We start from the raw sequence: 25,991 nt of genomic DNA, 5'->3' as shown, positions 1-25,991 counted from the left end.
ACATGCAGAATCATACTATGCAAGCGCTGAGTCCGAAGGAATTGAACTACATTGCGGACTCTATCACCAATGAAGAACTGCTGATTAAGCAGTGTGCAGCCACAGCTTCCATCACACATAATCCACAAATTCAACAAGCACTGAATCACTATGTTCGCTCACATGAACAGCATCTGAACACGCTTGTCAATGCACTGCAACAACATCAGTCTCTTGCACCGGCACAAGTCAGTAATTGAAGAGAACTCTAACTGTATAGGAGGAAAACGCATGTATTCTCAATCTTTGTCATCTAATGGCGCTTTTATGCAGGAGCAGGATCTGCTGAAGTCGATTCTTGCAGATTTAAGACGAACCTCGCGCGAATATACGACTGCGACAACGGAAGCTTCCTGCCCCATGACACGTCGAATGTTCACAGACCTGACGAACGATACCCTAAGATTACAAGGGGAACTGTTCAATCTGATGCAGCAAAACAACATGTATTCTGTCTCGTCCAAGGCACTTCGTCAGGATGTGGACAAGCAAATTCAGTCCGCCCACCAGACCCAACAAAAGTGTCAGCAGTTCATTCAGGAAAAGAATACGCAGAACAGTTCATATAGCCAAGCTCCTAATGTGTCTCAGCATCAACCGAATTACGGTAACCCTTATTACATGTAACCTTAGCAAAAGAGGTTTGAAGCACCTAAAGTTCCAGGACCATACCACCGCTTGCCTGAATTCAGGGCAGGCGGTCTTTTGTCTATGCATCAACGTTAAATTCATGTAATATAAGTATTAATTCATTTTCAGGAACCTGGATGATGCTGGAGGGAAAACCATGAAAGATTTGAACGATCTGCAATTAAAAGTGCTGGATCTGCTGAAGGAAGACGCGAGAAGGACTCCCGCACTGCTGTCGACGCTGCTGGGGGAGTCGGAAGACAAGATCAAGAACGCCGTGGCACAGCTAGAACAAGACCACGTCATCGTGAAATACGCAACCGTCGTGAACTGGAGCAAAATAGATGATGAGAAAGTAACGGCCCTGATTGAGGTGCAGATCACGCCGGAGCGTGGTCGTGGCTTTGAAGGGATTGCTGAACGCATTTATCTCTATCCGCAAGTGAAGTCCGTATATCTCATGTCCGGTGCATACGATCTGCTCGTTGAAGTGGAAGGTGGCAACCTGCGTGAAGTCGCTAATTTTGTGTCGGAGAAACTGTCTCCGATAGACTCTGTACTTTCAACCAAAACGAATTTTATTCTTAAAAAATATAAGCAGGACGGGATTATCTTTGAAGACCATCAGGAAGACAACCGTCTCATGATCTCGCCGTAAAGGAAGATGTGTCATGATAGTGAATGAACAGACAACCGGGAACAACAAGAAAATGACATCTTATCTGGCACCCCTCGTGCAACAGATACCTCCATCCGGAATTCGTAAATTTTTTGATCTGGTTGGAGACAACAAGGATATTATTACATTGGGTGTGGGTGAACCTGATTTTGTTACACCTTGGCATATGCGTGAAGCTTGTGTATACTCTCTGGAAAGAGGCATGACCAGCTATACATCCAACGCAGGTATGCCGAAGTTGAGAGAAGCCATCAGTGAATATCTGGATACTCAGTTTGATACCAAATACGATCCCAAAGATGAGATTATTGTTACCGTGGGTGGCAGTGAAGCGATTGACCTGGCTTTGCGCGCATTAATTGTACCTGGCGACGAGATTCTCATTCCTGAACCTTCGTACGTGGCTTATTCACCAATCGCTTCAATCGGTGGCGGTATACCGGTTGGTGTTGAAACCTACGCGAAAGATCAATTCAAGTTAACGGCCGAAGCACTTGAAGCTGGCATCACGCCGAAGTCAAAAGTGGTTATTCTGTGTTATCCGAGTAATCCCACTGGAGCCATCATGACGTATGAAGAGTGGCTGCCTATTGCTGAAGTGATTAAAAAGCATGATCTGATTGTGATCGCGGATGAAATTTACGCTGAATTGACGTATACGCAAAAACATGTTAGCTTTGCATCTATTCCTGACATGAAGGAGCGGACCATACTCGTAAGCGGATTTTCAAAGGCTTTTGCAATGACAGGTTGGCGGATCGGTTACATGTGTGGTCATCCTGAGCTTATTGCAGCCATGCTTAAAATCCATCAGTATACAGTAATGTGTGCACCGGCCATGGGTCAGGTTGCTGCACTTGAGGCATTGACGAATGGTTTGGGTGAGAAGGATCGGATGGTAGAATCGTATAATCAGCGTAGACGTTTAATTGTGCAGGGATTCAGGGATATTGGACTCGATTGTCATGAACCTCAGGGAGCATTTTATGCATTCCCGAGCATTCAAAAGACAGGTATGAGTTCCGACCTGTTTGCTGAGCGATTGTTAACGGAGAATAAAGTGGCTGCTGTTCCCGGCAATGTTTTTGGCCCTCAGGGTGAAGGCTTCTTGCGTTGTTCCTATGCTACTTCTGTAACCCAATTGAATGAAGCTTTGGAACGAATCGGAAACTTTGTTTACAAACTTCAAAAAGAGGGTTAATACTAAAGTAGAATCTTTTTACAAATGTGACATTTTTATCATTGGGAAAAAATAACTTTCTTTTACAAAATAATGTGATATAATTCAAATTTGAAATAAGTTTTCATATATTTGGAAACCATTTTTCCAAGGAGGGGTTAGCTTTGTTTTGTGTTGAATATGATTTACCGACGAATCGTGGGCACTATCTGGCAGAAGGCGATCATGGCGACCGATGGTCGGTGAAACCCGATAACGCATCTTTGCATGACATTTCCTTGGAAGATGAAATTCATATGCTTCGTCGCAAGATGGAACAGATCTTCCTCGAAGAGAAATCATTCACATCCGATATTGTAATTGAAATCAGCAGTTTGCTGGATTTAAAGATTAATGAATATATGAAGGCTAACCCGATTAAAGGAAAATAACGTTTATGCTGGATTGAAACGTTTCATTTTATTGAGTTAGAAGGGAGACCTGCGAGGGTCTTCTTTTTTGTGTTTAAAGGAAGGGTGATCCCCCAATAAGACAGGTTATTTTTTTGCGTGGAACAATTGTGATATATTGGACATAGGAGACTAAAGGGGGAACTGGAATGAAGAGATTTTGGGGGCTTACTGCAATCATTTCTATCGTTTTTCTGCTTGCTGGTTGTGGAGGTAAAGATGGTTTTTCCATTTTCATCATTGATAACCAAGGAAATCCATCTGTGATCTCAGAACAGTTACAGGCCAATCTGCAACAGAAACTGGGTGAGGAACCCAAGGTGGAAGTGATCACCAGTGCGATGTATGATGTTCAGAAAATTATGGTAGAATATGCGGCTGGAGGACATGATATCTTCATTTTGCCAGAAGCTGACATGAAACAATACGGAAGTAATGGCTCCAATGTTCCGCTGGATGATACGTTTGATCCCAAGAAGTTTGAACGGGGTGTATTTGAGGGTGGAGTATTGGTAGAGAAGGGTGAAGGAGATGAAGGTTCAGATATCAAACAAGAATCACATCTTTACGGCATTCCACTTGAAGATATGAAAATGTTTAAAGATGTAGAATATGCTTCGAGCAATTTATTCGCCACTATTCCAGTGTCATCTTCCAATGTCGAAGAATCCAAAAAAGTGCTGAAGGCGCTGACAGAGTAAAGAAAATTCAGAATGGCTATGGAAGGAGGGAAGCGGATTGCTGATTACGGTCACAGGCGGCATAGGTAGTGGTAAAACCCGGTTTGCCCTCAAGTACGCAGCCGGGATTAGCCGGGAGGGTGTATATTTATCCACTGGTGATCATGATCCCGTTATTCCCGAATTGCCATCCGCTCATTATCGTGCCATTCATGCCGGGAACGGTCAGCATCTGACAGAGGTGATCACCCAGATTAATCGGGAATCCAATCTGTTTTTGGCAGATCAGCGAATTGTAATTGTAGACAGTCTGACTTCCTGGATGGCTGCCGGTTTCAGGGCAACAGAGGATCTGGATCATCAGCGTTCAGAGACACAGCTCTTGCTTGATGCTTTATTGTCTTATCAGGGGAAGTTGCTTGTGATTACCAATGAAATGCATGGCACATTGCATCCTACCGAGGAAGAACGAATATTTACAGCGAGAATGGCTTCGGTTAACCGGATGCTGCAGATACATGCTGAAAAGATGTACATGCTGGTATCTGGTCTGGCTATCGATCTTAAGAGTCAGGGCATGCGAAATGAAGATGAACGATAGCGAGATGACATAAACGGGTGACATAAAGAAGCCTCCTTAACCACGAATTGGTGGCGAGGAGGCTATATTTATTAATATATCCTTTTTATTTCTGCTTTTTGCTACGTCTGATCCACCAGATGATACATCCGATGACAATGATGGCGAGAATGACGTACACTACAATGGAATAGACGTCCATAAAGTGCAAAATGCTTTCCCATGATGCGCCAAGCGCAGCACCAACGCAGACAAGAATGACATTCCAGATCAATGTTCCAATGGTTGTAAAGAGAAGGAATAAACCAAATTTCATATTGGACATGCCTGCGGGAATGGAGATAAGACTACGGACGAGGGGAACCATTCGGCAGAATAATACGGTCCACATGCCATATTTGTCAAACCATGCATCGACACGGTGAATATCCTCTTTTTTGATGCGCAGAACATGTCCCCAACGTTCCACAATTTTCTCAAGGCGTTCGACGTCAATGAGTAGGCCAATACCATACAGCATCACAGCACCAAGGACGGAGCCAATGGTTGCGGCGATTATCACACCTGGAAGAGTGAGACTGGTATAGGTGGTCATGAATCCGCCAAACGGCAAGATGATTTCGGATGGAATTGGGGGAAATACGTTCTCAAGAGCAATAATGAGTGCAATGCCGATGTAGCCGTATTGTTCCATGAAATCGGTTATCCAGTTTTGCATAATCGTCTCCTTTACTTTTGGTTTCCTTCGATTTGTCGTATACTCGGCAGAGCACACCAATTCTTATATACGTGTAAAGCGATAGAGGGGTTTCTGAAAAAATGGCATTCCCGTATTCATTATGATATTACCAACTGGAGGGATAACGATGGGCATATATACACGAACAGGTGACGAAGGACAGACTTCGGTCATCGGTGGACGCGTCATCAAGGATGATGACCGAGTTGAGGCTTATGGCACAATTGATGAATTGAACTGTTTTGTAGGCCAGGCGATCAGCCTTATTGACTCTGCTCAAGGGGAATTTGAAGATCTGCGTGAACATCTGCTGGAAGTTCAGCAGGAACTATTTGATTGCGGGTCGGATCTGGCCTTTGTGAAGATTAGTGAGGCCAAATATAAGGTGAGAGATGAAATGGTCACACGTCTGGAACAATGGATCGATCAGTATGATGCAGAGAATCCAAAAGTGGAACGGTTCATTATTCCAGGTGGCAGTCAGCTGTCTTCTGCTCTTCATGTGTGCCGTACTGTATGTCGTCGCGCAGAGCGTCGCACGGTAACACTTGGACAACATACAGATATTAATCCGTCTGTACGACGCTATCTAAACCGACTGTCTGATTACTTCTTCGTGGTTGCACGGACGGCCAACGCGAGACAACAGGTGGCGGATATTGAATATGTGCGGAGCAAAAAAGTCTTCCGCCGCAAAGGATGAGCCAGTATTATTCGCCGATTGTCTACACGGTGACCGAACAAGAAGATGGCTGGCTGCTGAAGACCGTGCTTCAGCGCCGGCTGCTGGTGTCGCGAAAACTTTTGTCCAAAATCAAGCTGACGGACCAAGGTGTCATGTTAAATGGAGAGCGCGTGTACATTAGCGTCAAGGTAGCTGCGGGTGATGTCGTTGAAGTTCGGATGGAGCAAGAGGAATCAGATGATATTTTGCCTGAACCTATTGCCTTTACCGTTCTGTATGAAGATGAGCACTTGCTTATTGTAAACAAGGATGCGGGCATCATCGTTCATCCGACACATGGACATTACACAGGTACTTTGGCAAATGGAGTCGTTCATTACTGGAAAACCAAGGGCGAGCGCTTCCGGTTCAGACCGATTCATCGACTTGATCAGGAAACGTCAGGTGTGCTCGCAATAGCCAAGAACCCTTATGTGCATCAGCATGTGTCTGAACAGATGATTGCAGGGACAGTGGATAAGAAATATATTGCGCTTGTGCACGGCAGCCCTGTCCCGGAACAAGGATCGGTGGACGGACCGATTGACCGCGATCCTGAAGAGCCACACCGCCGAATTGTTACACCAAATGGTTACGCTGCAAGAACGCTGTACACGACTTTAACACGTTGGTCAGGGGGCAGCGTCAGTGCGATAAGCCTCAAGCTGGAAAGTGGCAGAACCCATCAAATCAGGGTACATATGACGTCCATCGGTTGCCCGTTAATCGGAGATCGGATGTACAAGACACTCCCTGTGGACGGAATCGATGAGCAGACGATGGTTGTACGAGAGGAACGGGACAGCTGGATTGAACGTCAGGCATTACATGCCTGTGAGCTGACGTTCGAGCATCCAATTCTACAGGAACGCATGACGTTCCAGGCTCCTTTTCCAGTAGATATGGCCGCGTTGGAGAAGCGTTTGAATGATGAGGCAGCTCCCAGAGAAGAATTGTAGGAAGTTGCGAAGAGGGCCTTAGGACTCCTTAGATACGCCCTCTGTGCAGTAGGTGTCGTAGCTTTTTGTACAGGCAATCCTGTCGGCCCGTTCTGCTTGAGGTTCAACGCTGGTGGCTATTCCAAGTGAGGAGTGCTTCATGCACCCGAACAACATGCCGTAGGCTAATCTTAAGGTTTGTAGGCTCATTAGTCCTAAAGGTTCTAAAGCCTCACCTCTTAAACTAGAGTTCTTAGTTTGGAAGGTCTTGGTCCAAAGAAATATAGCGAATGAGTGTTTTTGAACTCATTCGCAAAAATGAGTAAAGTTGCATGGCGATGGTATCGATTTGGAGCGACTTTTGGATTTGCGAAGCAAACCAAGGGAAGCGAGAAGTCGAAACCGGAGCAGAGGAGGAACACATACCATGAGTAACTTAAAAGTATATCAATATGCCAAATGCGGCACATGCCGCAAAGCTGTAAAATGGCTTGAAGCTCAAGGACATGAGCTGGAGCTAATCCCTATTTTTGACTCACCGCCATCAGAATCTGAATTAACAGAACTCATCCAAAAGAGCGGATTGGAAGTGAAGAAGTTCTTTAATACGAGCGGGGAAGTGTACAAAGAACAACAATTGAAGGACAAGCTGCCAGGCATGTCCGCTGATGAACAGATTCGTTTATTGGCTTCCAATGGTCGTCTGATCAAACGTCCGATCGTTACGGATGGAGAAAAGGTAACGGTTGGATTCAAGGAAGAAACGTACGAGCAGGAATGGAATAACGCATAAACGCGCTGAATATCAGCCTTGAATTGTTCAAAATTCAGGGCTTTTTTGGCTGAACGATGGTTGGCGGAACTATGCTATAATGATAGAATTAGTTTCGTATTTTATATGCTAGATTTAGATAGGAGAGAACAAATTCAAGTGAATCAACGTAATGAACCTACTTTGTTGCTGGTAGACGGTATGGCGGTGTTGTTCCGTGCTTTTTATGCGACATCTGCAAGCGGATATATCAGACGTACAAAGGCAGGATTGCCTACCAACGCAGTCTACGGATTTATCCGTTATTTCTGGGATGCGGTTCAGACTTTTGGGCCAAGTCATGTCGTATGTTGTTGGGATATGGGCGGTAAGACGTTCCGCGGTGAAGAATATGCAGCCTACAAAGGCAACCGGGCCGAAGCTCCGGATGACCTAATTCCCCAGTTTGCCCTGATTCGTGAAGTGATGGATAGCCTGGGTATTCCGAATATAGGTGCACAAGGATTCGAAGCCGACGATTGCATCGGGACGCTTGCGAAGTATTATACCGAAGAGACTGATATGAATGTTATGGTACTGACGGGTGACCACGACATGTTGCAACTGATTAATGACCGCACAAGTATCATCATTATGAAAAAAGGCCATGGCAACTACATGGTGTACAACCCTGAAACGCTCATGGCTGAGAAACAACTGACACCTCGTCAAGTGATTGACATGAAGGGTCTGATGGGAGATGCCAGCGACAATTATCCCGGAGTACGGGGAATTGGTGAGAAAACAGCGTTGAAGCTTGTACAAGAATACGGCTCCATTGAAGGAATTTTGAGCAACATGGATAAACTGACCCCTTCGGTGCGTAGCAAGATTGAGAATGATCTGGACATGCTTCATCTGTCCCGCAAACTGGCAGAGATACATTGTGCTGTTCCGGTTGCCTGTGCGCTGGATATCTGTGAATTGCGTCTTGATCCGGATATGGTGATGGACAAGTTTGAACAACTTGAGATGAAGAGCCTTGGCTCTTGGATGGGAGTGGCAATAGGGTGAGCAACATGCAGAACGTACGAACAGGTAAAAAGTGGTGGACAGGGGCTATGGCCCTCGTCCTCGCCTTGCCCGTAATTCTTTCGGGAGCAGTAAGTGCGCCACAGACAGTGGATGCCAAAGCAGCAATTAGCACCAAAGTACAGAAAGTAAAAGCAGCAGGACGTAATTTTACCGTACAGACCGTTTCGATTCCAAAGGGAACACCGGTTACTGTGGGACTCGCGAAGAAACAAGTTGGCCAGACGGCAACATTGCCATCGATTGTGAAAGCCTATGGTGCTCAAGCAGCCATTAACGGAGCATTTTTTGAAGCATATAACGGAGCACCAGATCCATACGGTATGTTAATAGCAAATGGTAAGGTCATACATATTGGAAGATACGGAACATCCATCGGATTTAAGGAAGACGGCTCGGCGATCATGGATTCACTTCAGGTGAGGTTGACAGGTAAAGTAACGGATACTAAAGGCAAATCACGCAGTTGGTATGCGACCTTTATTAATCGAACACCTTCTGCGAATGCAAGCATTACGATGCTGTACACGCCTGAACGAGGTGCCACAGTTGGGTTCAAAGGTGGTACTGCAGTAGTCATGGAGAATGGCATCGTGACCAAAAAAGTGCCTAACACCAATGTAGCCATTCCTAAGAATGGTTCGGTATTGGTCTTCACAGGCAACCAAAAGTCCTCTTCGGATCGTTTCACCGTTGGTTCAACCGTAGAAATGAATTACAGATATACTAACGCAGCGGGTAAAGAAATCCCTTGGCAAGATGTAGTGACTGCTGTGGGAGCAGGCCCGCGTTTGGTGAAAGATGGCAAGGTAGCTGTAAATCCGACGAGCGAAGGTTTTAAGGATGCCAAGATTCTTAATGCTTCGGGAGCCAGAAGTGGTATTGCGATCATGGCAGACGGTTCGGTTATGCTGGCTACCGTTTCCGGAGCAACAATCAAGGAGTGGGCAGCGGTGATGCAGAAGCTTGGTGCGAAGCAAGCCATGAATTTGGATGGTGGTGCTTCCTCGGGTATGTATGCCGGAGGCAAAATGCTGACTTCTCCAGGTCGGCTATTGAGTAATACACTCGTATTTGGCGGCTCTGTGCGTTAAAAGAAAGTGATTATGGGAGGTATGACACAAATGACACTCACATCTGATCGAAAGCCAGGGGAGGGTAATACAGCTGTTCTGGCCATTAACGTAGGACTGCCGCAGCCGCTCCCTGGGCAGAAGCGTGAAGTGCTGAGCGGCATTGTGAAACATCCTATATCCGACGCGGTTTTCCTGTCATTCACTGGAATGACAGGGGACGCGCAGGCGGATCTGGTGCATCATGGCGGCCCTGACAAAGCCGTTTGTGTATACGATTACAGCCGTTATCCGGCGCTGGAACAACTGATGGATCGCAAGCTGAACTGGGGGGCTTGTGGAGAAAATCTGACGGTTGAAGGCTGTGCCGAAGAGGACGTTCGGATTGGTGATGTCTACGAGTTGGGCGAAGCCACAGTGCAGGTCAGTCAGCCCAGACAACCTTGCTTCAAGCTGGGGGCGCGGTATGACTATAAGGAGCTGCCTGTTTATTTTCAGGAGAGTGGATATACCGGCTTTTACTTTCGGGTACTGCAAGAAGGTGAGGTAAGGCCTTTATCGATATTTCGACGAATCAGCACCGATCCTGCATCAATGACAGTTCTTGAGGCCAATCGAATTATGCATCAGGGGAAAGAAAATGTCGAAGGTATCCAGGCGTTGCTGGCCCTTCCTGCGCTGTCAGACAGCTGGAGGCAAACGTTAATGAAACGGTTGTCCAAGCTGGAGAATAAGTAGCAGGGTAATTATAGTGTCATCAAGTAAGGCAATCCGAATTCCTTTTTTATACTAACTTGGGAGTGTGACTAACATGACGATCTTAGGCGCAATTGAAGCAGGCGGAACCAAATTTGTATGTGGTATTGGCACAGAAAACGGAGAAGTTCTGGAACGCGTAAGTTTTCCAACAACAACACCGGAAGAGACCATGGCTCAAGTGATTTCATTTTTTGAAGGCAAAGGCATTGAAGCTCTGGGTGTAGGTTCATTCGGTCCGATTGATCCGATTGAAGGAAGCCCAACATATGGTTATATCACAACAACACCAAAACCACATTGGGGACAGTATAACGTGATTGGCAAGCTCAAGGAGCATTTTGATGTACCGATGACATTTGATACGGATGTGAATGGTGCAGCACTTGGAGAAGCAACCTGGGGCGCTGCACAAGGTCTTGAGAGCTGTCTGTATATCACTGTGGGTACAGGTATTGGTGCAGGTGCTGTGGTTGGCGGTAAAATGGTCCATGGATTGTCACATCCAGAGATGGGGCATATCATTGTACGCAGACATCCGGAGGATACATACGAGGGTTTCTGTCCGTACCATGGCGACTGCCTCGAGGGTCTTGCAGCAGGCCCAGCCATTAACAAACGTTGGGAGCAGCCGGCTTATGAACTGCCTGCAGACCATAAAGCATGGGAGATTGAAGCACATTACCTGGCACACGCACTGATGAATTATGTTCTGATTCTCTCTCCGCAGAAAATCGTCATGGGTGGCGGAGTAATGAAGCAGGAGCACCTGTTCCCGATGGTTCGTAGCAAACTGCAGGAGTTGCTGGCTGGATACGTTCAGCATCCTGCACTTCAATCCGAGATTGACCAGTATGTTGTTTCACCCGGACTCGGTGACAATGCGGGACTATGTGGTTCGCTGGCGCTTGCCAAATTGGCATTGAGTAAGTAGATCAATAAGGGATTGACGAATTTTGCCATTGTGGTATGATATGGGCAACAGCATAGTACGGTTTATGAGGAAGCACCTCTCTTGCATGAATTTTGCAGGAGAGGTGTTTTTTTTGTGCTGCCTGTAGGTAGCATAACTAACCCATATTGGCTGAATTGTTATAGGGAGGGAACGGAATATGGAAGTCATTTTCATGAACAGATTGTCCAGAATGTCAGATCAGAATGCAGAGTATGCACAGCTATGGATTGGGGAAGAGGAAGATAGTTGGCAGCTGGGATGGAGTCGCTACGAGGAAGGAGAGCGTGAGGACAGCATCTGGTATGAAGGGACTTCTTGGGAGGAGCTGCTTCATATTTACCGTCATCAGCTTGCCATACAGATGAGTGAGGGATACCGACCGCAGTTACAGGGGTTATTTCATGAGAATGATGATCTGAAGTCACGCAGTTATGGTGGACAGCGGCTCCATTGTTACAGTGAGTTATACGGCAATGAGCAGTTATATACGGACCTGTGCACATGGCGCAGGAAGAGAGCTGTGTCTGACCGGAAGGCACCGTATTTTATTGCAACGAATCGTCTGCTGCGTTTGATCAGTGCCTTTGTTCCGCAATCGCTGGATGAACTGATGCAACTGCCGGGCGTAGGGGAGAGTAAAGCAACCGAGTATGGTTCGGAATGGATGGAGATTACAAACGGGTTGGAGCGTTCAACGACATTCCCGCTGGACTGGGTATACACGGCGCTGAAGGAAGAAGAGTATGAGAGTTGGTTATACAAACAGAGAGAGCAGAAGTACAAGCAGGAACTTGATAAGTTCACCACCCGCAAGCAGGTGCTTGAAGGCATGAAGGAAGGGTATACGTTAGAGGAGATTGTTAATCGATCCGGATTATCCCGACGTGAGTTGATTGAGCTGTTAGAGACACTGGATCTTGAAGGTTATGACACCGATTGTCTTCTTGATGTGGAGCTGGCAGTGATGCCAGAGAACGAACAAGAGGCCGTATGGAGTGCATATGAGGAGCTGGGAGATACGTTCCTGAAGCCAGTATTACATAAGGTGTATGGAGGAGAGAAGCCCGATGGAGGAAGTCTGGAGCAGGTCTATGAAAGACTGCGCATGATTCGAATCCGCTTTCGTCGGCACGCAGAGACAGAGAAGAATGTTGGTTAATGATCAGAAATGAAAAAAGACGAGGCGTTTCTCCCGGAGGAGCGCTTCGTCTTTGTTATTTCATACGAGTTCATACCCAGTCTTTCTTGCGGAAAATGAAGAACATGCTCAGGCCCAGTGTAACCATCAGGCCAATCACAACAAAATAGCTGTATTTCCAGTTAAGCTCTGGCATATTCGTAAAGTTCATGCCGTATATACCGGTAATAACGGTCAGCGGCATGAAGACCGTGGTAATGGCGGTAAACACACGCATGATCTCATTCGCCCGGTTCGCAATACTGGATTGGTAAGCTTCTCGCAAGTTGCCCATCAGGTCGCGATAAGTCTCAAAGGTTTCCGATATTTTTACAGCATTCTCATAGATGTCACTGAAATACTTTTGCAGTTGATCATCGATGAGACGCAGATCTTTTTTGTTCAGGGTGTTAATGACCTCTTTCTGAGGTCCAAGGACTTTTTTCAGCCACAGAATCTCACTGCGTAGCCCGATGATTTCATTCAGATGTGACTTTTTGGTGTGCATCAGAATATCTTCCTCAAGCTTCTCGATCCGTGCTTCAATTCGGTCACCTACGGTGAAATAATTATCAACAATCAAGTCAACCAGCAAATACAGCAGACGATCCGGTGTACTGATTTCCTGTTCCCACAGGATTGGTTTCAGTGTGCGCAATTCGCTGACCTTTTGCTTTGTAACACTAATAATGAAATGTCTGCCGAGGAACAAGTTGACCGCACGTAGAAATATCTCTTCATCATCGAAACGGATGCTATTAATCACAATAAAATAATGGTTCTCATAAATTTCAATCTTAGGACGTTGTTCTTCGTCACTCAGACAGTCTTCCACAGCCAGATCATGCATCAAGAACAGTGGCTGAAGTACCGCCAAATCGTCTACATCTGCATCAATCCAGTAAAATCCTTCCGCTGGTGGAGTCAGCGCCTGCTGAATGTCGTCCACCGGAATAAATACACCGTTGTTTACCAACCGGATTTTCATCGTTAATCTACTCCTTCTGCACCCGCCAACTTGGCGGATATTATCATTATGGGCGCAAAAAGAACAAATCAGCCGGTCGGCAGCGGAGCCTGGAGATCAGGGCTGCGTTCACTATATAGTCAAACGGAAGTCACGTCCCGCTGCCGGCATGCTGATGTCAATTCTCTATGCAGTTTGTCGGAATTCGGCTGCCAGTCAGGCCTCGGGTCGCCATCCATTTAATATGTCACCTCTCACATAAGGGTTTATAACACCTTGTTTAGTATACCGCTGGTACAAGGTGCTTTCAAGCGCAAAAATGTGTCTATTTCGCGCCCTGAGGCAGTGTATGACAACGGATGATGAACGGTTCCGATCTGGGAAGCAGACAGCGAACTGCAACTTGACGTGAGGGCATTAATGTAATAAAGTAGACGGTGAACCATATTAAATTACAATCTAATACAGCGAAATCTTATCAAGAGTAGGTGGAGGGACTGGCCCGATGAAACCCGGCAACCGGCGGTATACCGCACGGTGCTAATTCTTGCAGCGACCAAGTGTCAAGTGGCACTGTTGTAACTGAGAGATGAGAGAGGCGCATATCTATTTACATATGACCTTTCTCGAAATCCGAGGAAGGTCTTTGTCATATGCCCCGACTTCTCAGCAGTGATTTTCGCTAAGGAACTTGAGGTTGTTTGTAACGTTGGATGGAAGAGCAATTCAATGTTTATAAACAAGCTCAAGGCAGTTTATAACTGTATTGATGTGAAGACATCAAACCAGTGGTGGCTGCATCTATCTATGCACAAGGAGGAGTTAGACTTACCATGCCAATCAAAATACCCGATACGCTACCAGCAAAAGAAGTACTTGAAGGAGAGAATATCTTCGTCATGGATGAAACTTCTGCATACCAGCAGGATATTCGTCCACTCCGTATCGCTATATTAAACCTGATGCCCACAAAGGAAACGACCGAAACACAATTGCTTCGTCTGGTAGGAAACACGCCTATTCAGGTGGATGTCGTTCTTGTACATCCCAAATCCCATACGTCGAAGAATACGTCTCAGGAGTATTTGGATCTGTTCTATAAAACCTTCGATGAGATTGAGCACCGCCGTTTCGATGGAATGATTATTACGGGTGCCCCGGTGGAACAGATGGATTTCGAAGACGTGAACTATTGGAATGAAATCCAGGAGATCTTCGAATGGACCAAAACCAATGTGACTTCAACCCTCCACATATGTTGGGCTTCCCAGGCAGGTTTATACCATCATTTTGACGTACCTAAAGTGCCGCTTGATGAAAAGTGTTTTGGCGTTTTCCCACATACCATCAACAAACCACATGTTCCGTTGCTGCGTGGATTCGATGAAGTATTCAACGTTCCACATTCCCGTCATACGGAAGTGAGACGCGAAGATATTGAAAAGAATGAGAATTTAGAGATTTTGGCTGAATCCGAGGAAGCGGGTATCTTCCTGGTTGCTACCAAAGACGGCAAACAGATTTTTGCCACAGGACATGCCGAGTATGACCCGTTCTCATTAAAGTGGGAGTATGACCGGGATACAGCCAAAGGGTTGGACATCGCATTGCCTAGACATTATTATCCGAATGACGATCCTTCCCGTGTGCCACCGGCTACTTGGCGCGCTCATGCCAACTTATTATTCTCTAACTGGCTCAATTACTATGTGTATCAAGAAACACCTTACGATATTGGCCCGCAAATCTAATCGAGATTACAGGAGGATGCAGCAATGGAAGACAACAACAAGTTGAAAATCGAAAGCCGCTTAGCACAAATTGGGTCCATCAATGAACCGGTAACAGGGGCCATTAACTTTCCGATCTATCAATCCACTGCGTTTCGCCACCCGAAGCTTGGACAAAGCACGGGGTTTGATTATATTCGTACGACTAATCCAACCCGTAAAGTGTTGGAAGAAGCAGCTGCAGCGCTGGAGTCCGGTGATGCAGGGTTTGCCTGTAGCTCGGGAATGGCCGCGCTGCAAACGATTTTTGCCATGTTTGGTCAAGGGGATCATCTGATTGTATCGCTGGATCTGTATGGTGGAACCTATCGTCTGCTTGAACGCATCCTGTCCCGCTTCGGTGTAACCGCAAGTTATGTGGACACGAATGATCTTGCAGCAATGGAGAAGGTTCGTCAGTCGAATACCAAAGCTGTATTTATTGAGACACCAACCAATCCGCTGATGATGATCACCGATGTGGAAGCCGTTGCTTCGTGGGCGAAAAGTTACAACCTGTTGACGATTGTTGACAACACGTTGTTGACTCCATTTTTCCAACGTCCGATTGAACTGGGTGCCGATATCATCATTCATAGTGCTACCAAATATCTGGGCGGACACAATGATGTGCTGGCCGGACTAATTATAACCAAGGGTGAGGCGTTATCGGCAGAGATGGCGTTCCTGCATAATTCCATTGGAGCCGTATTGTCTCCAAGCGACTCCTACCAGTTGATGAAAGGGATGAAAACGCTGGCTCTTCGCATGGAGCGTCATGAGCACAATGCACTTACCATTGCCAAATACTTGCTTGAACACCCAGCGGTGGTTGAAGTGTATCATCCAGGTCTATCAGATCATCCGGGGTATGAGATACAGAACAAACAATCCACGGGTAACACAGGTATCTTCTCCTTCAAAGTGAAGGATGCACGTTATGTTGAACCGTTGCTTCGTCACATCAAACTCATTGCTTTTGCGGAAAGTCTCGGCGGAGTCGAATCACTCATGACTTATCCGGCAGTACAGACTCATGCAGATATTCCGCTTGAAATTCGTGAAGCCGTAGGTGTGGATGACCGTCTGCTCCGGTTCTCCGTAGGCATTGAACATGCAGATGATCTGATTGCAGATCTCGGCAATGCTCTGACAGCTGCACAACAGGAAGTTGAAGGAGGTGTGCACTCATGAGTGAGTCCAACAAAAAGCCCAATTCCGAGTTGAAATTTGATACCAAATTGCTCCATTTTGGCGATGAGATTGACAAAACGACTGGAGCATCCAGTGTACCGATCTACCAAGCATCAACATTCCATCATTTTGATATCTTCAATCCGCCTCAACATGATTACAGTCGTTCGGGTAATCCGACACGTCAGGCTTTGGAAGATTACATCACATTGCTGGAGGGCGGCGCACGAGGTTTTGCCTATTCTTCGGGGATGGCTGCGATTTCAAGCGTGTTCATGATGTTCTCCGCAGGGGATCACATGATTGTAACGGAAGACGTATATGGAGGTACGTATCGTTTGCTTACTTCCATATTAAGCCGTATGCAGATCGAGACAACCTTTGTAGACATGACCAATATAGATGAAGTAAAAGCGGCACTCAAGCCAAACACCAAGGCAGTTTATATGGAAACACCGTCCAACCCTACACTGCGAATTACGGATATCGCTGCTGTAACTGACTGGTCGAAGGAACATGACCTGATCACGATTCTGGATAACACCTTTATGACACCGTACTATCAGCGTCCAATTGAGCTTGGTGTGGACATCGTCGTACATAGTGCTACGAAGTTTCTCGGAGGTCACAGTGATGTACTTGCAGGGTTAGCTGTTGCTCGCACGGAATCACTTGGCGTACAACTGAAACAGTTGCAAAATGGACTTGGAACTGTACTCGGGGCACAAGAATCCTGGCTTCTGATGCGCGGGATGAAAACCTTGGGGGCTCGCATGGCTCATAGTGAACGGAGCACAGCCAAACTGGCGGCATGGCTTAATGAGCGCAGTGATATTACCGCTGTCTTTTATCCTGGACTGGAGGATCATCCGGGCCGTGAGGCACACGAGCGCCAGTCAACGGGATATGGAGCTGTCGTTTCATTTGACGTTGGTTCAGGAGATCGTGCAAAAGCAGTTCTTAACCGGGTGAAGCTACCTATTGTTGCTGTAAGCTTGGGAGCTGTGGAGAGTATTCTGTCCTACCCAGCCATGATGTCTCATGCGGCAATGCCGGCTGAGGTTCGCCGTGACCGTGGCATTACAGATGGGTTGCTGCGCTTCTCCGTAGGTCTGGAAGATATCGAAGATCTCATTGTAGATTTGGAGCAGGCACTTCAGGAATCCTAGTAAAAGTGGATGACCGAATACGCCGATGCGTATCACTTAATCTCGAATAAATTCCATTCCATATGTAAAAATTTTTACTTATTTTTAAAGCACCTGTACATAAGGTGCTTTTTTTCACATGTAACCTGTGTTACGATATGTGGAGTACAGAAATGCGATGTTGCCACCAGAACTTGCTTCTCTTGAACAAGTTGGGACGGATCGTTATATAATTTCTCTTCATGAGGGAGGCTTTTTTACGATGAGTACGGTAGACCGTATCTTAGATAAAGCCCTTCGGGGCGAACGTTTAGACTTGGAAGACACGATTGAGCTATTTGAATCCAATGAAGTGGACAAAATCGGGGCAGCTGCTAATGTCATTATGAAACGCATGCACCCTGAACCATACAGAACATTTGTAATTGGGCGTAACGTCAACTACACAAACGTGTGTGATGTGTACTGCCGTTTTTGTGCTTTCTACCGCAGACCTGGTTCGGATGAAGGTTATGTGCTTCCGGACGAAGTTATTTTCCAGAAGATTCAGGAAACGGAAGATGTGAATGGTACCGAGATTTTGATGCAAGGTGGAACGAATCCAAACTTGCCTTTCAGCTATTATACAGACCTGTTGAAAGCCATCAAAGAGCGTTTCCCGAACATCACGATGCACTCTTTCTCACCCGCTGAGATTATGAAAATGGTTGAAGTTTCCGATGGTCTTACATTGGAAGAGGTTGTCCGCGCCATTCACGAAGCTGGTCTGGATTCCTTGCCTGGCGGCGGCGCTGAAATTCTGGATGACCGCACACGTCGGAAGATCAGCCGCTTGAAAGGTTCATGGCGGGATTGGATGGACGTTATGCAAACTGCACACCGCATCGGCATGAACACTACGGCAACGATGGTTATCGGCCTTGGTGAATCGATGGAAGAGCGTGCATTACATTTGCTCCGTGTACGTGAAGCTCAGGACGAATGTATCGCGAACAAGTATGATTCCGAAGGTTTCCTGGCGTTCATTCCTTGGACTTTCCAGCCAGACAATACCAACCTTAAGCTGGAGCGTCAGACTCCGGAAGAGTACTTGAAGACTGTAGCCATCAGCAGACTGGTGCTGGATAATATCAAGAACATTCAATCCTCTTGGGTAACGATGGGTCCTGAGATTGGTAAGAAGTCGCTTGAATTTGGCTGTAATGACTTCGGTAGCACTATGATTGAAGAGAACGTGGTATCTGCTGCTGGTGCAACTTACAAAGTTAACATTGAATCCATTCTGCGTTTGATTCGAGAGTCCGGTTATATTCCGGCACAACGTAACACCCGATACGAGATTGTGCGCATGTTCGACGAAGAAAATTCCGTGCATGAAGATTTCGTAATGCAGAACTAATAGAGCAAATACACTACTTTAATAACTCACCACTCGATTTCGTTTTTTTTTCTTGAAAGTAATGTGTAAAAGCAATATGCCCGCTAACTACTCCGTTTGGAGAGAGTTGGCGGGCTTTTTTTATAATGATGAATCGACGTATAGAAGGCCGGAGATAGATCCACTTTAAAGAAGTATATATAGACGTATTCACTAATATTAAATTCATATTGGAAATAATTAAATGTTAAATATAGATTTTACGACTTTTTAAGATTGTTTTATTACGTATATACTTTTATATCGATCTTTTTGTTGATAGTTTTTCTCAAAAACGAAATAAATAGATTTACAAAGGGGGATGATTTCGTTATGATAAATATCATCCAAACAGCAATAGTGCTTAAAGGAGGAGTGGAACCCATTTATTAATATCAAATGGCTTTATGAGAAGAGTAGAGTGATGTTAACATTAGGGAGGTTAAGGAATGGTTAACTTGCAGAGCGAGGAAATCAAGAGAAGAGTCATCAAGTGCATGCCGTGGATCTTGCTCTACGAATTTTTTCAAGTGTTTAATGAAAACGTATTCAACCTAATCACACCCAATTTGTCTCAAGAGTACGGTGTGAGTCCCTCAACTGTAAGTTTGATTGTTACGCTGGGGAAATTGTTTTTGGGGATTGCCTCCATTGTATTTTCGGCTTTATCCGATATTGTGAGTACTCGCAAATTAATGTTATTCACTTGTTTTGTATTTCCTGTCGTAACCCTGATCGGTTTCTTTTCACCATATAGTTTCTCCTTATTGATTACAGCAAGGATAATGTTTGCTTTAACCATTGCGATTCCACTCGCACTGCAAGTTATTATTGCTCTTAAATACTTTGATAAGTTAACTGCTGCCAAATATTTCGGCTACAATACAGCAATATTTCAGCTTGCTTCTGCAGCAGGCCATTTCTTCGGCGGTTATATAACGGACTATTTCCACTGGAATTATATCTTCCTATTCCCACTCCTTACGCTGTTAGGAATACCTACCCTCATGAAAAATTTGCCTAAGGATGAAAGCAAAAAAGGGTCCTTTGATTTCATTGGTATGTTGTTAGTCACCTTAATCTCAACATTGTTGATCACATATATGACATTTAAAATGCAGTATCCTTTATTATTAATTTCTTCTCTTGCATGCACTGCCATTTTTGTAATGTACACAAGGAAAAATAAAAATTCATTCATTAAGCCTGATTTATTTAAGATAAAAGGAATTGTGTGGTCTTTGATCGTCTGTGGTCTATTCTATGGAACCCAGGTGGGATTCGGCTTTATCTTCCCGTTTATTGTTCATAAGGCTTATGGCTTGTCCGTTAGCACCATCGGGGTATTTTACGCATTAACGAATATTGCTGCATTCATTGCGGGGATCAATTCAGGGCGTATTATCAGTAAGATTGGTTCTCGTAATATTGCACTACTAGGCGGATTATTTATTTTTTCCGGACTAGCCATGGTTGCTTTTTTAGTCGGGTTTTCTGTCGTATTTGTGTTTGTTGGGATGGCTCTTTTTAATATTGGCTATGCTTTGTTCTTCTCAGGATATCTCAGTAACTATACTCAATTGCTTCCGAAGCATCAGCATGGATCGGGAGTTGGGGTTGAGAGGCTTGTTCTTAATATTGGAAGTTCGCTTGGTGGGGCATTGATTGCAATGTTGTATGGTCAACCATATATGATGAACAAAATTGTGGACATCTCGTCCAACCCTCAATCAGCCCAATATAGTAATTTGGCTCTAGTACTCATGATCATGATTGCTGTTGCAACGTTCATATTCACCAGAGTATTTGATAAAAATTTTAATCGCGTCGAATGATTCGATAACACATTAATTGTGATTTCAGTAAAAAAGCTTCGCTTTTATTAACCAGCGCAAAAATCCTCCCGTTTATAGGGAGGATTTTTGTGATCTCAAGTTAAAACATGTTTGGGTTCAGTGTGAGCTGTTTTTTCTTCCAGGAAATAATCAAATATCATACAGCCTCCTCCTACAGCGACTGCATTATAGCCGGTGGTTGCTCTAATGATTTTGACTTGCAGATTTTTATATTGCTTTGTGCGCTCTTGTACCGTTTTTAATGTCATTTCATAGAAGTCAATATTACCTCCCAGCCCGCCACCGATAATAACAATATCCGGCCGGAGCAGTTGAATAAGATTGGTAATACCAATGCCGTAGTAGTAGGCAGCGTCCCGCACAACCTCTGAACACAGGGGGTCACCCTGCTTCAAGGCATCCAATATATGATGGAATTGAATGTCATCTGCTTGGAGAGGGATGTCCAGGAGTGAAGAAGATTTCCCACGCTTTATCTGACGAATCACTTCGTCCCGAACGGCAGGCAGACTGCTGTACGCTTCCAGACATCCATATGCTCCGCAAGCACATTTTCTCCCATGAACATCTACCGTAATATGACCAAAGGAATCATCCATATCCAGCTTGCTGCCGACAACTTGTCCTTGTAGGATAATGCCGCTTCGGATGCCAATGCCGGAAGAGGTGTATACAAGATTTTCGGTTTCTCTCCAGTAATTGCTTCGATATTCACCCAAAGCAGCTAAGTTAGCCCCATGATCGAGCAGAACAACCGTAGAGAACCGTTTTTCCAAGGATTTGATGATATCTAACTGATTCCAGTCATTGGAGAGATCATCTTTGAAATGGATAGTACCGTTTTCCCGTTCAATCGACCCGATGGCGCCTACACCGATTCCGAGCAAATGTTTCTGATCCACATGGTGACGAAGCAGAATATCCTCAATACTGTCACCGATCAGGTTTAGTGTATCTTGAGGGAGGGAATTAAAGTCCAGTTTGAATTTAACCTCGTCCAAAACCTGCAAATTTAAATCAAGAAGCAAAATGACAATAAATAAACTGGATATCTCAACACCTACCAAATAGTGAGAATCGGGTGTAATGACATAAAATGCAGGCTTCCGCCCAACTTTGGATTCTGCTGATCCACTGTCGTATATTAGGCCGGCCAGTACTAATTCTTCAACAAGTCGGGAGCAGGTTGAATGTTTATATCCGCTTAGTTCCACCAACTCATTAATGCGTATAGGGCCATGCTTGCGGACTAATGAATACAGAGCTTTTAAACTTTTTGTCTTGGGAGACATTAAACCTACAAATTCCTGTAACATAAAAGTCCTCCAATAATTATTTTATTCGATTTCTCTATTTTACCTTATTGTTTGTATCTCTCCTATATCAAATCATCCTTATTATATAGTTTAAAGGAATAAAAAGGAAAAATAAAGCTTTATATTATTAAAAATGAGAAAAATAATAATAATAAAACTAAGATTTTGGTTAAATTACTCTAAAAATCATATAAAAAACATTAATAAATTCAATTATATTCTCATTTTTTATCAAAATGAATTTTATTATATTTACAATGAATTAAATATGCTCTATGATGAGTATGTGAACATGAAGACAAACATAAAGAGGGTGCATGAGATGCAAGATATCAAACGGAAAATTCAAGAAGCTGCACGATTTATCAAGAATGAAACAGACTGTCGTCCGGAGATCGGTTTAATTCTCGGTTCAGGATTAGGGATACTGGCAGATTTAATCGAAAATGCAAAAGTAATTCCTTATGAATCCATTCCTCATTTCCCGATGTCCACTGTAGAAGGTCATGCAGGAGAATTAGTGTTTGGACAAATTCATAACAAAAGCGTCGTCATGATGAAAGGGCGTTTTCATTTATATGAAGGATATGAAGCTCAGCATGTGACACTTCCGGTCCGCATTTTGAAAGCGCTTGACATTAATCAGTTAATTGTGACCAATGCAGCTGGAGGAGTTAATGCAGACTATGAGGTGGGAGATCTGATGCTGATTACGGACCACATTAACAATATGGGAAGAAATCCGCTGATCGGACCAAACGAGAAGGATTTCGGTGAACGGTTTCCAGATATGAGCGAAGCTTATAGCAAAAGACTTATTCAAATCGCTCACAAAGTAGCAGAACAGCAACAATTTTATTTTAGAGAAGGCATTTACATGGGCAATCTGGGTCCCACTTATGAAACCCCTGCCGAGGTACGCATGGCCAGAATTCTTGGCGCAGATGCAGTAGGCATGTCTACGATTCCCGAAGTCATTGTTGCGAGACATGCGGCTATGGAGGTACTGGGTATTTCGTGCATTACGAATAAAGCCGCGGGCCTTCTGGAGCAAGCGCTTTCTCATGAGGAAGTAATGGAAGCAGCCGAACAAGTAAAGCCCAAGTTCCTGAAGCTGGTCCTCGAAATTATTAAGGAAATGTAAAATGGCACAGGAGGGTCCTATGAGGTATAAACGCGTATGTCTAATTGTACTGGACAGTGTCGGGATTGGTGAACTGCCTGATGCGAAACATTTTGGTGATCAAGGTGCTCATACATTGGGCCATATTGCAGAGCGTATGCCGAGTTTTTTGCTTGGAACTATGAAAAAGATGGGTCTTGGAAATATAACTCATCTACCCGGGATAGAGCCGGTGGAAAACCCGGTGGCCTGTTTCGGGAAAATGGCGGAGGTTTCAGTTGGAAAGGACACGATGACAGGACATTGGGAGCTCATGGGCCTGAAAATCACTTCACCATTTAATGTATATCCAGACGGATTTCCATCAGAGCTAATCCATCTCTTTGAGGAACGGACCGGGCGTAAAGTGATCGGTAATAAAGCAGCTTCTGGTACTAACATTCTGGATGAATTAGGTGAAGAGCAGATCAAGACAGGAGCATGGATTGTTTATACGTCAGCGGACAGTGTGTTCCAGATTGCTGCTCACGAGGAGACAATTCCACTACAAGAGTTGTACGATGCATGTGAAATAGCCCGAGAGCTCACGCTCCAGAGCGAGTTCAGCGTTGGTCGTGTCATTGCCCGCCCTTATACGGGGATGCCAGGAGGTTTCACGCGTACTGCGAACCGTCATGATTATGCTGTGCCTCCTCCGGCTCCCACTTTAATGAATGCGATGAAAGACTCCGGGCTTGATGTTATAGCGGTCGGTAAAATCAATGATATTTTCTGTGGAGAGGGCATCACAAAGGCGATTCCAACCAAAAATAATCTAGATGGAATTATGAAAACAATATCTCTACTAAACAAAGAGTTTACAGGTCTGTTGTTTACGAATTTGGTCGATTTCGACTCACTGTACGGGCATCGTCGTGACCCGGAAGGCTATGCAATGGCGCTGGAGCAATTTGACGCGCTCTTACCTTACATTATGGAAGAAATTACGGCAGATGATTTATTAATTATTACAGCTGATCATGGTAACGATCCAACACATTCAGGAACCGATCATACACGTGAGTACGTTCCTGTGCTTTTATATAGCCCGGCAATCAACAATCCCTCCAGCATTGGAGTTCGTGAGACATTCTCTGACTTGGCAGCGACGCTGGCTGAAAACTTTAATGTCCCGAATACAGGTCAAGGCACTTCTTTTTATGATCAACTGTGACCAAAATTAAATTTGATGGGAGAGCTCCTAATGTCTGAACCGAAAACATTGACTATTGTATATACAAATGACTTTCACGCTCAGGACAAACCAGTTCGAGCGACATGGATTGAAGGCAGTCCAATGATGGGCGGTGCTGCTTATATGGCCGCTTATATTAACAAAATTCGCAATACAGAGCCTAATGTTCTGGTACTGGATGCAGGCGACATTATTACCGGACCACCAATCAGTTTTCTGACGAATGGAGAAGCGCCGGTTGATCTGTATAACACCATTGGATTCGATGCTTCATGTGTCGGGAACCATGAATTCGACCATGGTGTGCCTAATGCAAGAAGGTTGATAGCACAAGCTCAATTTCCGTTTTTGTCAGGAAGTATTTTCTATAAGGGAACCAATATTTTATTTGCCAAGCCTTATGAAATTATTGAGAAGGGTGGCTTGAAAATAGGGATTATTGGCATACACGGAAAAAGAGCAGGTTATGAGACGATTCAAGTGGATCTTGTAAAAGAGCTTGAGTTCCGTGAGCAGGAGTCTCTGCTTCAAGAATATGTTCATCTTCTGCGACCACATGTCGATTTGGTTATCGTGCTTGCTCATGAAGGTGTTCCAGCCGAGCAATCAACGACTGATCGCGATGTTGATGTGGACGAGGATTTTGAAGAAGATGTGCGCATGTGCAACAACGTGAAGGGAATTGATCTGATGATCACGGGTCATGCACATAAATCCATCGTCAAGCCTTATGTCGCTTCAGAGACAGGCACGTTGCTTTGTTCCACACGTGGTTTGGGGACTTTTGTGGGCTATCTGCAATTGCAGGTGGACCGAACAGAGAAGAAAATTATATCTTATGAGGGCCATTTGGAACCCATCTATACGGACCGGATCGAGCCTGATCCTGTTGTCGCTGAACGTGTGGAGTATTGGGATAATCGCTTAAAAGAGCTGATTGATGAAAAAATCGGGTATGCCGAGCACAATTTATCACGTAATTATTTCGGAGAATCGTTGCTTGGTAACATCGTTACAGATGCTGTACGATTGCATACAGCCGCAGATGCGGTATTTACTGCTCCTGGAGGATTGCGCGCGGATATTGACCAGGGAGAAATCACTGTCGGGCATGTCATTAATGCGGTCCCGTTTAACAATAACATCCTTGTGATGGAAATGACCGGACAGGAACTCAAGGAGGTGCTGGAGCAGAGCGCAGGGATGACGGCTGGAGTGCTGGAGCAGTCCGGCATTGAGATTATTGTTGACCCTTCCGCAGAAAAAGGGTGTCAGGTGATTGGAGCGATTGTAAATGGCAGATCACTTCAGGAAGATCATATTTATAAAATTGCCTCTGATGATTTCACCTGCAAAGGTGGAGACGGTTTCACCGCTTTTCTCAAGGGGCGCAACGTACGTGATACTTCCTTGATCATGCGTGATATTGTCATTAATTATATTCGTAATACGGGTCATCTCAAACCAGTTATTGAAGAACGAGTTAGGTTCAAAGATTCAGTATCAACCTCTTCATAGTTGAGCG

Annotated in this window: 26 protein-coding genes and 1 riboswitch; of the genes, 23 read left to right on the top strand and 3 right to left on the bottom strand. The window is 44.9% G+C overall.

Features of this window, described 5'->3' with window-relative positions; translation table 11 throughout:
• The first annotated feature begins 2 nt into the window (after positions 1-2).
• From QVE09_RS10440 to QVE09_RS10410, 7 genes are all read left to right on the top strand, one after another.
• Positions 3-239: a hypothetical protein gene (locus QVE09_RS10440; protein WP_036610100.1), complete on the top strand. Its 237-nt coding sequence runs from the start codon at positions 3-5 to the stop codon at positions 237-239.
• Positions 240-270: 31 nt separating this feature from the next.
• Complete coding sequence (locus QVE09_RS10435; protein WP_017689630.1) at positions 271-666, top strand: spore coat protein; 396 nt, start codon at positions 271-273, stop codon at positions 664-666.
• 160 nt (positions 667-826) lie between these two features.
• On the top strand, positions 827-1,327 hold the full coding sequence (locus tag QVE09_RS10430; RefSeq protein WP_024628343.1) for an Lrp/AsnC family transcriptional regulator: 501 nt from the start codon (positions 827-829) through the stop codon (positions 1,325-1,327).
• A 13-nt stretch (positions 1,328-1,340) separates the two neighbouring features.
• A complete protein-coding gene (locus QVE09_RS10425; RefSeq protein ID WP_315936757.1) occupies positions 1,341-2,549 on the top strand; it encodes an aminotransferase class I/II-fold pyridoxal phosphate-dependent enzyme in 1,209 nt (402 codons plus the stop codon).
• A gap of 188 nt (positions 2,550-2,737) precedes the next feature.
• Positions 2,738-2,959, top strand: a complete 222-nt coding sequence (locus QVE09_RS10420) for an aspartyl-phosphate phosphatase Spo0E family protein (protein WP_176872852.1) — start codon at positions 2,738-2,740, stop codon at positions 2,957-2,959.
• A gap of 167 nt (positions 2,960-3,126) precedes the next feature.
• The gene (locus QVE09_RS10415; RefSeq protein WP_315936756.1) at positions 3,127-3,678 is read left to right on the top strand and encodes a hypothetical protein; all 552 of its coding nucleotides are present in this window, start codon (positions 3,127-3,129) and stop codon (positions 3,676-3,678) included.
• Between the two features lie 37 nt (positions 3,679-3,715).
• On the top strand, positions 3,716-4,258 hold the full coding sequence (locus QVE09_RS10410; protein ID WP_076209196.1) for a bifunctional adenosylcobinamide kinase/adenosylcobinamide-phosphate guanylyltransferase: 543 nt from the start codon (positions 3,716-3,718) through the stop codon (positions 4,256-4,258).
• 85 nt (positions 4,259-4,343) lie between these two features.
• Here the strand turns inward: QVE09_RS10410 and QVE09_RS10405 are convergent, their stop codons facing one another.
• Positions 4,344-4,955, bottom strand: coding sequence for a DedA family protein (locus QVE09_RS10405; protein WP_315936755.1), 612 nt, complete (start codon positions 4,953-4,955; stop codon positions 4,344-4,346).
• A 148-nt stretch (positions 4,956-5,103) separates the two neighbouring features.
• On the opposite strand from QVE09_RS10405, the gene QVE09_RS10400 reads away from it, so the two are divergent.
• From QVE09_RS10400 to QVE09_RS10365, 8 genes are all read left to right on the top strand, one after another.
• The gene (locus QVE09_RS10400; RefSeq protein WP_315936754.1) at positions 5,104-5,679 is read left to right on the top strand and encodes a cob(I)yrinic acid a,c-diamide adenosyltransferase; all 576 of its coding nucleotides are present in this window, start codon (positions 5,104-5,106) and stop codon (positions 5,677-5,679) included.
• Entirely contained in the window at positions 5,676-6,659 is a 984-nt protein-coding gene (locus QVE09_RS10395) for an RluA family pseudouridine synthase (RefSeq protein ID WP_315936753.1), read from the top strand. The genes QVE09_RS10400 and QVE09_RS10395 overlap by 4 nt, the downstream gene beginning before the upstream one ends.
• A gap of 406 nt (positions 6,660-7,065) precedes the next feature.
• Positions 7,066-7,431 (top strand): arsenate reductase family protein, encoded by a 366-nt coding sequence (locus tag QVE09_RS10390; RefSeq protein WP_017689621.1) that lies wholly within the window; start codon positions 7,066-7,068, stop codon positions 7,429-7,431.
• A gap of 138 nt (positions 7,432-7,569) precedes the next feature.
• Positions 7,570-8,463, top strand: coding sequence for a 5'-3' exonuclease (locus QVE09_RS10385; protein ID WP_315936752.1), 894 nt, complete (start codon positions 7,570-7,572; stop codon positions 8,461-8,463).
• Positions 8,464-8,468: 5 nt separating this feature from the next.
• The gene (locus tag QVE09_RS10380) at positions 8,469-9,575 is read left to right on the top strand and encodes a phosphodiester glycosidase family protein (protein WP_315936892.1); all 1,107 of its coding nucleotides are present in this window, start codon (positions 8,469-8,471) and stop codon (positions 9,573-9,575) included.
• 30 nt (positions 9,576-9,605) lie between these two features.
• Entirely contained in the window at positions 9,606-10,292 is a 687-nt protein-coding gene (locus tag QVE09_RS10375; protein ID WP_315936751.1) for an MOSC domain-containing protein, read from the top strand.
• Between the two features lie 73 nt (positions 10,293-10,365).
• On the top strand, positions 10,366-11,244 hold the full coding sequence (locus QVE09_RS10370; protein WP_315936750.1) for an ROK family protein: 879 nt from the start codon (positions 10,366-10,368) through the stop codon (positions 11,242-11,244).
• A gap of 178 nt (positions 11,245-11,422) precedes the next feature.
• Positions 11,423-12,424, top strand: coding sequence for an HRDC domain-containing protein (locus QVE09_RS10365; protein WP_315936749.1), 1,002 nt, complete (start codon positions 11,423-11,425; stop codon positions 12,422-12,424).
• A gap of 70 nt (positions 12,425-12,494) precedes the next feature.
• Here QVE09_RS10365 and corA read toward each other — a convergent pair whose 3' ends face one another.
• Entirely contained in the window at positions 12,495-13,430 is a 936-nt protein-coding gene (gene corA / locus QVE09_RS10360; RefSeq protein ID WP_062833460.1) for a magnesium/cobalt transporter CorA, read from the bottom strand.
• A gap of 451 nt (positions 13,431-13,881) precedes the next feature.
• A riboswitch (SAM riboswitch) is annotated at positions 13,882-14,005 on the top strand.
• 237 nt (positions 14,006-14,242) lie between these two features.
• On the opposite strand from corA, the gene metA reads away from it, so the two are divergent.
• The 5 genes from metA to QVE09_RS10335 all read left to right on the top strand — a co-directional run bounded on the left by metA (position 14,243) and on the right by QVE09_RS10335 (position 20,772).
• Positions 14,243-15,160, top strand: coding sequence for a homoserine O-acetyltransferase MetA (metA, locus tag QVE09_RS10355; RefSeq protein ID WP_315936748.1), 918 nt, complete (start codon positions 14,243-14,245; stop codon positions 15,158-15,160).
• 24 nt (positions 15,161-15,184) lie between these two features.
• On the top strand, positions 15,185-16,372 hold the full coding sequence (locus tag QVE09_RS10350) for a PLP-dependent transferase (protein ID WP_315936747.1): 1,188 nt from the start codon (positions 15,185-15,187) through the stop codon (positions 16,370-16,372).
• Entirely contained in the window at positions 16,369-17,541 is a 1,173-nt protein-coding gene (locus QVE09_RS10345) for a trans-sulfuration enzyme family protein (RefSeq protein ID WP_315936746.1), read from the top strand. The genes QVE09_RS10350 and QVE09_RS10345 overlap by 4 nt, the downstream gene beginning before the upstream one ends.
• 241 nt (positions 17,542-17,782) lie before the next feature.
• A complete protein-coding gene (gene mqnC / locus QVE09_RS10340; protein WP_091035048.1) occupies positions 17,783-18,919 on the top strand; it encodes a cyclic dehypoxanthinyl futalosine synthase in 1,137 nt (378 codons plus the stop codon).
• A 467-nt stretch (positions 18,920-19,386) separates the two neighbouring features.
• Positions 19,387-20,772 (top strand): MFS transporter, encoded by a 1,386-nt coding sequence (locus QVE09_RS10335; protein ID WP_315936745.1) that lies wholly within the window; start codon positions 19,387-19,389, stop codon positions 20,770-20,772.
• A 95-nt stretch (positions 20,773-20,867) separates the two neighbouring features.
• On the opposite strand, the gene QVE09_RS10330 is transcribed toward QVE09_RS10335, so the two are convergent.
• Positions 20,868-22,109, bottom strand: a complete 1,242-nt coding sequence (locus QVE09_RS10330; RefSeq protein ID WP_315936744.1) for an ROK family transcriptional regulator — start codon at positions 22,107-22,109, stop codon at positions 20,868-20,870.
• Positions 22,110-22,431: 322 nt separating this feature from the next.
• On the opposite strand from QVE09_RS10330, the gene QVE09_RS10325 reads away from it, so the two are divergent.
• Genes QVE09_RS10325 through QVE09_RS10315 form a run of 3 tightly spaced genes read left to right on the top strand, consistent with a single transcriptional unit; the run spans position 22,432 to position 25,984 of the window.
• Positions 22,432-23,253, top strand: a complete 822-nt coding sequence (locus QVE09_RS10325; protein ID WP_315936743.1) for a purine-nucleoside phosphorylase — start codon at positions 22,432-22,434, stop codon at positions 23,251-23,253.
• 19 nt (positions 23,254-23,272) lie between these two features.
• Positions 23,273-24,445: a phosphopentomutase gene (gene deoB, locus QVE09_RS10320; protein WP_315936742.1), complete on the top strand. Its 1,173-nt coding sequence runs from the start codon at positions 23,273-23,275 to the stop codon at positions 24,443-24,445.
• Between the two features lie 30 nt (positions 24,446-24,475).
• Positions 24,476-25,984 (top strand): bifunctional metallophosphatase/5'-nucleotidase, encoded by a 1,509-nt coding sequence (locus QVE09_RS10315; protein WP_315936741.1) that lies wholly within the window; start codon positions 24,476-24,478, stop codon positions 25,982-25,984.
• Positions 25,985-25,991: the final 7 nt, after the last annotated feature.

The sequence above is a fragment of the Paenibacillus sp. ClWae2A genome (genome assembly GCF_032452295.1).
Lineage (GTDB): Bacteria > Bacillota > Bacilli > Paenibacillales > Paenibacillaceae > Paenibacillus.
This window is presented reverse-complemented; position numbering and strand designations above follow the sequence as displayed.

Coding starts and splice junctions, on each gene's coding strand:
- QVE09_RS10440 (WP_036610100.1), top strand. CDS start 3: ATGCAGAATCATACTATGCAAGCGCTGAGTCCGAAGGAATTGAACTAC.
- QVE09_RS10435 (WP_017689630.1), top strand. CDS start 271: ATGTATTCTCAATCTTTGTCATCTAATGGCGCTTTTATGCAGGAGCAG.
- QVE09_RS10430 (WP_024628343.1), top strand. CDS start 827: ATGAAAGATTTGAACGATCTGCAATTAAAAGTGCTGGATCTGCTGAAG.
- QVE09_RS10425 (WP_315936757.1), top strand. CDS start 1,341: ATGATAGTGAATGAACAGACAACCGGGAACAACAAGAAAATGACATCT.
- QVE09_RS10415 (WP_315936756.1), top strand. CDS start 3,127: ATGAAGAGATTTTGGGGGCTTACTGCAATCATTTCTATCGTTTTTCTG.
- QVE09_RS10405 (WP_315936755.1), bottom strand. CDS start 4,955: ATGCAAAACTGGATAACCGATTTCATGGAACAATACGGCTACATCGGC.
- QVE09_RS10400 (WP_315936754.1), top strand. CDS start 5,104: ATGGGCATATATACACGAACAGGTGACGAAGGACAGACTTCGGTCATC.
- QVE09_RS10395 (WP_315936753.1), top strand. CDS start 5,676: ATGAGCCAGTATTATTCGCCGATTGTCTACACGGTGACCGAACAAGAA.
- QVE09_RS10390 (WP_017689621.1), top strand. CDS start 7,066: ATGAGTAACTTAAAAGTATATCAATATGCCAAATGCGGCACATGCCGC.
- QVE09_RS10380 (WP_315936892.1), top strand. CDS start 8,469: ATGCAGAACGTACGAACAGGTAAAAAGTGGTGGACAGGGGCTATGGCC.
- QVE09_RS10375 (WP_315936751.1), top strand. CDS start 9,606: ATGACACTCACATCTGATCGAAAGCCAGGGGAGGGTAATACAGCTGTT.
- QVE09_RS10370 (WP_315936750.1), top strand. CDS start 10,366: ATGACGATCTTAGGCGCAATTGAAGCAGGCGGAACCAAATTTGTATGT.
- QVE09_RS10365 (WP_315936749.1), top strand. CDS start 11,423: ATGGAAGTCATTTTCATGAACAGATTGTCCAGAATGTCAGATCAGAAT.
- corA (WP_062833460.1), bottom strand. CDS start 13,430: ATGAAAATCCGGTTGGTAAACAACGGTGTATTTATTCCGGTGGACGAC.
- metA (WP_315936748.1), top strand. CDS start 14,243: ATGCCAATCAAAATACCCGATACGCTACCAGCAAAAGAAGTACTTGAA.
- QVE09_RS10350 (WP_315936747.1), top strand. CDS start 15,185: ATGGAAGACAACAACAAGTTGAAAATCGAAAGCCGCTTAGCACAAATT.
- QVE09_RS10345 (WP_315936746.1), top strand. CDS start 16,369: ATGAGTGAGTCCAACAAAAAGCCCAATTCCGAGTTGAAATTTGATACC.
- mqnC (WP_091035048.1), top strand. CDS start 17,783: ATGAGTACGGTAGACCGTATCTTAGATAAAGCCCTTCGGGGCGAACGT.
- QVE09_RS10335 (WP_315936745.1), top strand. CDS start 19,387: ATGGTTAACTTGCAGAGCGAGGAAATCAAGAGAAGAGTCATCAAGTGC.
- QVE09_RS10330 (WP_315936744.1), bottom strand. CDS start 22,109: ATGTTACAGGAATTTGTAGGTTTAATGTCTCCCAAGACAAAAAGTTTA.
- QVE09_RS10325 (WP_315936743.1), top strand. CDS start 22,432: ATGCAAGATATCAAACGGAAAATTCAAGAAGCTGCACGATTTATCAAG.
- deoB (WP_315936742.1), top strand. CDS start 23,273: ATGAGGTATAAACGCGTATGTCTAATTGTACTGGACAGTGTCGGGATT.
- QVE09_RS10315 (WP_315936741.1), top strand. CDS start 24,476: ATGTCTGAACCGAAAACATTGACTATTGTATATACAAATGACTTTCAC.